7 protein-coding genes and 1 pseudogene are annotated in these 8,735 nt (G+C 50.6%); 5 read left to right on the forward strand and 3 right to left on the reverse strand.

Features of this window, described 5'->3' with window-relative positions; all coding sequences use genetic code 11:
• Together yegD and SHEWPOL2_RS20775 are read left to right on the forward strand one after the other, a co-directional pair.
• The coding region (yegD, locus tag SHEWPOL2_RS20770; protein WP_037431284.1) for a molecular chaperone at positions 1-1,076 on the forward strand (1,076 nt) is incomplete at its 5' end.
• 22 nt (positions 1,077-1,098) lie between these two features.
• On the forward strand, positions 1,099-1,596 hold the full coding sequence (locus SHEWPOL2_RS20775) for a CreA family protein (RefSeq protein WP_086024101.1): 498 nt from the start codon (positions 1,099-1,101) through the stop codon (positions 1,594-1,596).
• Between the two features lie 111 nt (positions 1,597-1,707).
• On the opposite strand, the gene SHEWPOL2_RS20780 is transcribed toward SHEWPOL2_RS20775, so the two are convergent.
• From SHEWPOL2_RS20780 to pdsR, 3 genes and pseudogenes are all read right to left on the reverse strand, one after another.
• A complete protein-coding gene (locus SHEWPOL2_RS20780) occupies positions 1,708-2,907 on the reverse strand; it encodes a cystathionine beta-lyase (protein WP_037431288.1) in 1,200 nt (399 codons plus the stop codon).
• Between the two features lie 126 nt (positions 2,908-3,033).
• Positions 3,034-5,192 (reverse strand): annotated as a pseudogene (gene pdsS / locus SHEWPOL2_RS20785) (proteobacterial dedicated sortase system histidine kinase).
• A gap of 32 nt (positions 5,193-5,224) precedes the next feature.
• Complete coding sequence (gene pdsR / locus SHEWPOL2_RS20790) at positions 5,225-5,917, reverse strand: proteobacterial dedicated sortase system response regulator (protein ID WP_037418159.1); 693 nt, start codon at positions 5,915-5,917, stop codon at positions 5,225-5,227.
• Positions 5,918-6,152: 235 nt separating this feature from the next.
• Between pdsR and pdsO the strand changes: the two genes are divergently transcribed.
• From pdsO to SHEWPOL2_RS20800, 3 genes are all read left to right on the forward strand, one after another.
• On the forward strand, positions 6,153-6,668 hold the full coding sequence (gene pdsO, locus SHEWPOL2_RS23280) for a sortase-associated OmpA-like protein PdsO (protein WP_239642793.1): 516 nt from the start codon (positions 6,153-6,155) through the stop codon (positions 6,666-6,668).
• Entirely contained in the window at positions 6,668-6,946 is a 279-nt protein-coding gene (locus tag SHEWPOL2_RS23285; RefSeq protein ID WP_239642794.1) for an OmpA family protein, read from the forward strand. The genes pdsO and SHEWPOL2_RS23285 overlap by 1 nt, the downstream gene beginning before the upstream one ends.
• Positions 6,947-6,991: 45 nt before the next feature.
• Positions 6,992-8,735, forward strand: a 1,744-nt coding sequence (locus SHEWPOL2_RS20800) for a marine proteobacterial sortase target protein (protein ID WP_037431293.1), incomplete at its 3' end; no start/stop codon positions are given.

Consider the following 8,735-nt stretch of genomic DNA (forward strand, 5'->3'; position numbering starts at 1 on the left):
CCCTGTTTGAAGACATAGTCACTTTAATGATGCAGCATATTAAAATGCGCGCCGAAGCCGTACTCGCCGAAAAGGGCGTAACATCCGCAAGCGAAGCCAGCATTACCCATGCAGTGATTGGTCGCCCAGTGAACTTTCAGGGCATTGGTGGTGAAGAGAGCAACCGCCAAGCCGAGACTATTTTAACCTTAGCCGCGAAACGGGCGGGGTTTGTCGATGTGGCATTTCTGTTTGAGCCGCTTGCCGCAGGTATGGACTATGAAGCCAGCCTCAAATCCGATCAAACCGTACTGGTAGTCGACGTCGGTGGCGGTACCACCGACTGTTCTGTAGTTAAAATGGGGCCTAAGCATCAGGCAAGTTTCGATCGCAGTGCCGATTGTCTTGGCCACAGCGGCCAGCGTATTGGTGGTAACGATCTGGATATCGCATTGGCGATGAATGCCTTTATGCCGCACTTTGGTTTAGGTTCGCTGATGAGTAATGGTAAACCTATGCCGAGTAATCCCTTTTGGAATGCGGTTGCCGTTAACGATATCAGTGCCCAGCGTGAGTTTACCACCTTAAGCACTCGCAAGTTGATAGATGAACTGATCAAAGAAGCTGAGCAGCCACATTTATTAAAAAGATTGCTCAAAGTGCAGCAACAACAGTTAAGCTACCAAATTGTACGTTTAGCCGAGCGAGCTAAAATAGCCTTGTCTGAGGCTCAAACAACTGAAAGTTCACTGGAATTTATTGAGGCCAAGCTCAATGTTGAAGTGAGTCGCGATTGTTTTGAAAATGCCATTGAACCGTCATTGACTAAGATAGAAGCCTTAATGCACCAAGCACTGACTCAGGCGGCCAAGAGTCTTGCTGGCAATGGATTAGCACCAGAAGAACTGGCTGTCGAGGCTGGAACCTATGAGTGCCAACCCGATGTGATTTATGTGACGGGCGGTACCGCACGAAGCCCAGCAATTTACGCTAAAATCACTAGCCTTTATCCCAATACGCCTGTGGTGGTTGGGGATCACTTTGGTTCGGTGACGGCTGGCTTAACGCGCTGGGCACAAAAGCGTTTTGCTCAATAGGATGATGAATAAGGATAAACAGATGAAGAAAGTTAATCAGGCTTTAATGTCTTTGCTGGCCGTGACGTTGGCGGGGACACTGCTCACGGGCTGTGGTGATGATGTGGGCAAAGTGAGCCTCGGTTTATTTACCACGAAAGACGTGATTATCGATGCCAAGCAAGACCCGAAAATCCCCGGCGTGACCTGCCATATTAGCCGTATCGAAGCGAATCTTGATTTTGCCGATCCCTCCGATATGGGCATTAGCTGCCGTCAAACGGGGCCGATTTCCGCCGCCGATATCGCCAAAATCGATAAGAGCAAACACGGCGAAGTAGTATTTACCGAATCCTTAAGCATCTTATTTAAAACCTTAAAAGTGCGCCGAATTTACGATGCGCCCAATCAAACGCTATTGTATTTGTCTTATTCAACCAAAGAGACTAATGGCAGCCACAAACATGCCTTATCGACCGTGCCTTTATACGGCTCTCAGGCGTGGGTTGACCCCGCAATAAGTGCGGCGCAGCCAAAATAGTAAAAGTGGGTAAAGCCGAAGTAATACGATAGAGGGGCACAACGAAGGCGGGGCAAAATGAAGGCGAGATAATTCCCGCCTTCATTGTTAAGCATATAAGTTGTTTAAGCCTTATTTGGCCTTGGCAGCGAGTACGGTATTAAAGCGCTCGAAGCCTGCGCTGAGATCGGCAATTAAATCATCGGGATCTTCTAGGCCAATATGCACACGGATCAATGGCTTGCTTGCATCCCATTGAGTCGCACTGCGGATTTTTTCGATTCCGAAAATCCCTAGGATCAGACTCTCATAACCGCCCCAAGAAAACCCCATTTTAAAATGCTGCATATTTTCAACAAGTGCGGTGACCGCCTCCTGATCCCCTTGCTTTAATACAAAGGAAAACAAACCATTTGATGCGCTAAAGTCGCGTTTAAAGAACGCATGTCCTGGGCAGGTATCAAAGGCGGGGTGACGTAAATGGTCAACCTCGGGGCGAGTTTTCAACCAGTTAGCCACTTTAAGGGCATTTTTCTCATGCTGCGCCATGCGCACGCCTAGGGTGCGTAATCCGCGTGTGGCGAGATACACATCGTCAGGGGAAGTGGTTTGTCCCAATAAATAACTGCGCTCACGCAGCTGCGGCCAGTGCTTTTCGTTGGCTGTCGCGGTGCCAATCATCACATCAGAGTGACCGACGATATATTTGGTCGCGGCTTGAATCGACACATCGACACCCATCTCGAAGGGCTTGCTATTGATTGGCGAGGCCCAAGTGTTGTCGAGAATAGTCACTAATCCATGTTCATGGGCGATACGGCATAGGGTCGGGACGTCCTGCACTTCCATGGTGATGGAGCCAGGAGACTCTAAAAACAGCACCTTAGTATTGGGGCGGATAAGCGCGCGAATACCTTCACCAATCAGGGGATCATAATAGGTAGTCTCAATATTAAAACCCGCCAGAATATGGCTGCAAAGATCGCGGGTCGGCTCATAAACACTGTCGACCATCAGCAGGTGATCGCCCGCCTGTAAAAACGATAATAAAGCCGCGCTAATCGCTGCTGCACCCGAGGGATACAGCGCCGTACCTACGCCACCTTCGAGCTCACTGATCGCCGCCTGAAACGCAAAATGGGTCGGGGTGCCGCGGCGGCCGTAAAACATTTCGCCATTGGTTTTGTTTTTGGCGGCGTGACGCATATCTTCCATGGTGTCGAAGACGATAGTGGATGCGCGAAATACGGGCGGGTTAATCACACCCTTGGTCCATTTTTTATCACGACCGACGCTGACGATTTGAGTGGCGAGCTGGTGTTTATCTGTCATAGGGCACTACCTTGGCGAGTCAGAATTTGTGTTTAAATCCATTGTGATGGCCGCCATCTTAGCATCTGCTCGCTAAAATGGCAGGAGGCAAACAGATGAGTTTGCTTCAAGTTGTAAGTCTTTGTATTAGCTAAGCGGCAGGGTGACCAGAATATCGACCCCATCGTTTTCGCTGCGATTACGGGCCAAAATTTTCCCTTGGTGGAATTCGGTCACAAGCCGCGCAATATATAAACCTAAGCCAAGGTGAGGTTTATCTTGGGCTTGATTGGCCCGCACCGAGACCATGGAATCGAAGATCTGCTCCGACATATCCACTGGCAACTGTGGTCCTAAGTTACTGATAAGCAGAGTAGCCTGTTTGCCAACTTGGGTGAGAGTCACTTCAATCGCACTGCCTTGATGACAAAACTCGATGGCGTTGGCGATAAGCTTGTCCATCAATTGGGCTATGTATTCGGGCACGCCCTGCATCATCAAAGGTTGCTCGGGCACTTTGACGCTAAATTGCTGCTCAGGGTAGGTCATTTGATAGCCTTGCATACAACCGCTCACCACTTGGGATAGCGGGAACTTAGTCACATCTGCCTGAGTTAAGCTCTGCTCGAGGCGCGTTGCCTCACTCATATTGTTCAAAATCATGCTTAAACGGCTTACCCCTTCTTGGGCGCGGTCGACATATTTTTGGGTGTCTTTATCTAAGGTTTGCAGATTTAAGTGTTCTAAAGAGGAGCGCACCACTGCCACCGGCGTGCGTAGTTCATGGGACAGGCGTGACGACATATTCTCCAAATAATGGGTGTATTGGCCCAAACGGCCGACAATGCTGGCAAAACTGCGGGATAAGTCGCCAATCTCGTCCCGTGCCTTGGAGGGTTTTAAATGGTTCCGCACCCGGCCTTGGCTGTCGATGGCATTCTCGGCTTCATCGCGCAGTTTGCGGATACGATTCGAAATACTCGAGGCGAAGAAAACAGGGCTAAGGTGCCCATACTCATAATAGTCAGGATCACGTTAAACAGTTTTTCCAGCGCGCGGTTACGCAGGGTGCGAATACCGTGGGTGGTTTCTTCGGCCACCACGGCGCCCATCACATTGTTATCAATCCAAATCGGGCTCGCGGCCGCGAGCACCACAGCCTTATTGTCTGGCGTCAGTCGCCAGGTCGAGCTTTGTTGTCCCGCAAGTGCCTTTTGAATATGGCTACCGTCGAGTTCGGTCGAGTCCTGTAGGGAATCGATAAAATCCTTCGGCGGTTTAGTGAGGATTTTATAGTAGAGCGGGTGCAGGTAGTCGCGCTGAAACCGCTGCCATAGTGAGTTGCTATTTTCATCATCGAGGGTGCGCGTCCATACACTGTTGCTATCACGGATATCGCCAGACTTCGCGAGCACACGCCCGTGTTTATCGACCACCCAAATCCGCGAGCTATAGTGGCTCATCCCTTTGATAATATTTTCAATTTCGGGTGATGGCACTAAGACTGTACCGAGTTTGTCGACGGTATCTAAGGCCGAGGTGCCGACAACGGCTGTGATATCACGGTATTTGCTGTCGTTGACATCGGCAATGGCAAATCCTAGTTTGCTGCCCACCATATCCAAGGGGATACGCAGTTCGATATTGTAGCCCACATCCGTGGTGGCCCATTGCCCTTGAATACGCACCTCGGGTGTCACTGGCACGGTTTGTTTAGGATTTGCGGGCAGCTCGAAGGCACTGATCCAACCGGGCTGGGTCGTAGCCACGATATAACGCTTAAATTTATTGTCGGGAGCAAGGGTCGCAATCGACAGGTGATCGTTTCTATCGACGCTTAAGGCATTTTTACCCCGAAACACCACATTGGGATCGACCACCTGAAAAAAGGCATACAGATAACCATCGTACTGACCCACCATATGGGTAAAACTTAAGGTGAGCGGCGCGCTGGGATCGGCACGCATGATGAGATTCGCCTCGCCGTATTGGATAAATCTGTGCTGATATTCCTGCCATTCATTGAGTTTGCCATCGAGTAGAATGGCGCCAGCTAGGGGGTAAGCATAGAGATCGCGGCTCTTTTCAACCTGTTTTAAAAAGCTGGCTTGACCATCGAACAGTTTCGGCCGCTCGTGCAGGGCGGTCGCTAAGGCTTGGGTGGTGCCCTCTAAGGTGCGTTCCTGACCGTGGCGCAGGTATTTTTCCATCTCCCACACATATTGGTACCCCAGCCAAGGTAGACAGAGTAAAAACAGGCTGAGGCCAATGACTTTAGTGCGAAGACCGAAGGGAAAACGTGTCATAGAATGCTGGCTAATCTGCTATTTTGCATGGTTTAGGCTAGGCTGTCCCAGCGATAGCCCATGCCGTAAACGGTATCAATACAATCAAATTCGGGCGCGGCAGCCATAAATTTCTTACGGATGCGCTTCACATGGGAGGTGATAGTGCTGTCATCGACAAAAATCTTCGCCTCCTGCATCAGCTCATGGCGGCTTCGGACGTGCCCCGGGTGTTTGGCAAGGGCGTGCACCATCCAAAACTCGGTTACTGTGAGTTCTATCGGGATCTGATTCCAAGAAACCAGCATTCGATTGGCATCGATGGTGAGCGGTCCGCGCTCCAGTAAATTCTCCTGCGATGTTTGGCTGGTGGCTAACTCAGAGCGGCGAAACAGTGCGGCTAAACGCGCCGTCAAATGGGGGAAGCTCACTTCTTTGCTCAGGTAATCATCGGCGCCTAAACGCAGGCCGCACACAGTATCAAAATCGCTATCTCGCGCGGTTAAGAAGATGATCGGCAGAGTGTTTGACATGGCGCGCAGGGACTGACACAGCATAAAACCGCCGTCAATCTCATTGCCAAGGCCGATATCGATAATGGCTAAATCCGGCAGACGGGTATTAAACGCCAGCATGGCCGATGGCCTGTCGGCATAGGTTTGCACACTGTAACCGTGTTGCTGCAACACATCCTTGTAATTTTCGCGAATGGCCGCTTCATCTTCCACAATGGCGATACGTTTCATTTAGCCATCTTCCTATTGACTGCTGGGGATAAGTTTTCGTGACTATACAGGAATTTATTTCTGAGAAAAGCTCCCGAATGCAATTGCCATTTTGTTGCCACAATTGATAGTCGCATTGCCATTTTCCATCCCCGCTTATGCCATGGCACTTGTGTTTAATACGCTCATTCCGTTTTACCGGCCGCGCTAATGACTTAGGCGGGTAAACGCAGCACAAATCAAAAGGAATGAGATGATGAAAAAGACGCTGATTAATATCTTGGTACTGAGTGTACTCGCCGCGCCCATCGCCAATGTATCGGCAAAGGTGTCGCTACAAAATCAACCTCTGCTCATAGAGCCACAGACAGAGCTAATGATTGAGCAAGAGGAGGATGACGGCGAAGCGCTGATAGGTCTTGGCGGCGGAGCGCTACTTGGCGCCCTAGTGGGCGGCCCGGTTGGCGCCATTATCGGCGGATTTACTGGCACCTTAATCGGCCAGTCGGTATCTGATACCGACACGGTTAAAACTCAGCAACAACATATTGCCTTGCAGCGTCAACAATTGACGAGCTTATCGGCCAAACAACAGGCTAGCGAGCAACGCGCCGCCGAATACGCCTTAACCCAAAAGCAACTCGATGAACTGCTCGCCGAGCAACAACAACTGTTTAGTGAATTGGCGCTGGGTATGAATGTGCAGTTTCGTACTGGCTCTGCGGAGCTTGAAAGCCATTTTTTGCCCCAATTAGACAATGTGCCAAGGTGATGAAGCGCTTGAGCGAGTCCAATCTCGAGCTGAAAGGTTATGCCGACCGCCGCGGTGATCTGGCCTACAACCAAGCGCTCTCGGAGCAACGTTTGTTAGAAGTGCGGGGCTACTTGATTAAACAAGGCGTTGCCCCCGAGCGGATCACCACCCAAGCCTTCGGCGCCGGAATGCCACTCAATGACCAGCAAGACAGTGAATCCGATGTGTTCGATCGCCGAGTCACTCTGACCATGCAGCCTAACCAAGGGCTGATGGCGAGCCGCGTGACCGAATAATTCAACAATATCAATCGTATTCAATCAAGATCAGGAGCCTTTGTGATGATCACAGGGAAAAGGGTAAAAGAAGTTTGTCAAACGCTGGCGATGCTAGTGATCGGCGCCTCCATTTGTTGGGGGCTACCATTTGCGGTGTTAGCCTCACCGAACAGTGTGGGCACCTTATCGGCGCCGCAAAATATTGCCGCGACCTTCAATGAACACACGGCGAGCACATTGCCAGCTTTTAGTTTCGATGATGTCACCCAAGGGATGTTGGTGTATCAAACCGCCAGCGGTCGTTTAATGCCGTCCTTACCCGTGGACACGCAAGTGTCGATGCAGGTCTCGGGGCTAACCAATAGGGTGAGCGTAAAGCAGGTGTTCAGTAATCAAACCGGATTTGTCCTCAATGGCCGCTATCTGTTTCCTTTACCCAATGAGGCGGCGGTGGACTCACTGCGTTTACATATCGGTGAGCGGATCATCGAAGGTCAAATTCACCTAAAACAGCAAGCAAAACAGATCTTTGAACAGGCCAAAGCCGAAGGAAAACGCGCCAGTCTAGTCAGCCAAGAACGGCCCAATATGTTCACAACCGAAGTCGCTAACCTCGCTCCTGATGAAAAGTTGGTGGTCGAAATCAGTTATCAAGAAACCATTCACTATGAAGATGGTCTCTTTAGCCTACGCTTTCCGCTAGTGGTGGCTCCGCGCTATATCCCAGGCCTAACACTCGGTGGGAACAATGGTGAGCGCGTGACCAGCAGCCAAGTCTTCGATGCCGACCGGATTATCGCCCCGATCCGCGATGCCAATAGCGAGGCCGATCCCGTGCTTAAGGCCGATATTAAGGTCAAGCTCGGTGAAGGTGTGGAGAAATCCGCCGTAGTGAGTCCATATCATCCCATTACGATTGATGAAAAACAGGGCCAACTGACGGCGGCCTTGGCTAATCGCGTGCCCGCCAATCGTGACTTTGTGCTGCAATGGCGTCTTAAGCAGGGCACCAGTCCCGTGGCTTGGGTATTCAACCAAGCGGGCAAAACCCATGTGCCACAGGACGATAATGCGAGTACGGATAGTCATTCAACCGCCAGTGTTGATGGGAATAGCAATAGCAACAACACCGAAAGCTACAGCTTAGTGATGGTCCTGCCGCCCAAAGTCGAGGCGAGTGAACAACTCAATTTGCCCCGTGAGCTTATTTTAGTGATTGATACATCAGGTTCGATGGCGGGAGATTCCATCATTCAGGCGAAAAATGCCCTGCGTTATGCGCTGCGCGGTTTAAGGCCACAGGACAGTTTTAACATAATCGAGTTTAACTCTGATGTGTCTTTATTATCGTCAACACCGCTGCCCGCAACAGCGAGTAATCTGGACAAGGCGCGTCAGTTTGTGAATCGTTTGCAGGCCGATGGTGGCACTGAAATGGCGCAGGCTTTAAATGCCGCGCTGCCAAGGCAGCCGTTTAACACAGCTTCGGGTGAGGATAAGTCGTTAAAACAAGTGATCTTTATGACCGATGGCTCCGTTGGTAATGAGTCGGCGTTATTTGAGTTAATCCGCAATCAAATCGGCGACAACCGTCTTTTCACCGTAGGCATTGGCTCGGCGCCGAACTCGCATTTTATGCAGCGTGCGGCTGAACTTGGGCGCGGTACTTTTACTTATATTGGTGATGTGGATGAAGTGGAGCAAAAAATCAGCCAGTTGCTAGGCAAAATCCAGTATCCAGTGCTCACCGATTTGCAGGTGCGTTTTGACGATGGATCTGTGCCTGATTACTGGCCCGCACCTATAC

This window comes from Shewanella sp. POL2 (genome assembly GCF_000282755.1).
Lineage (GTDB): Bacteria > Pseudomonadota > Gammaproteobacteria > Enterobacterales > Shewanellaceae > Shewanella > Shewanella xiamenensis.

What these genes read in the sequence shown, in the direction of transcription:
- pdsR (WP_037418159.1), bottom strand. Translation starts at nt 5,917, where the DNA reads ATGAAACGTATCGCCATTGTGGAAGATGAAGCGGCCATTCGCGAAAAT.
- SHEWPOL2_RS20780 (WP_037431288.1), bottom strand. Translation starts at nt 2,907, where the DNA reads ATGACAGATAAACACCAGCTCGCCACTCAAATCGTCAGCGTCGGTCGT.
- SHEWPOL2_RS20775 (WP_086024101.1), top strand. Translation starts at nt 1,099, where the DNA reads ATGAAGAAAGTTAATCAGGCTTTAATGTCTTTGCTGGCCGTGACGTTG.
- SHEWPOL2_RS23285 (WP_239642794.1), top strand. Translation starts at nt 6,668, where the DNA reads ATGAAGCGCTTGAGCGAGTCCAATCTCGAGCTGAAAGGTTATGCCGAC.
- pdsO (WP_239642793.1), top strand. Translation starts at nt 6,153, where the DNA reads ATGAAAAAGACGCTGATTAATATCTTGGTACTGAGTGTACTCGCCGCG.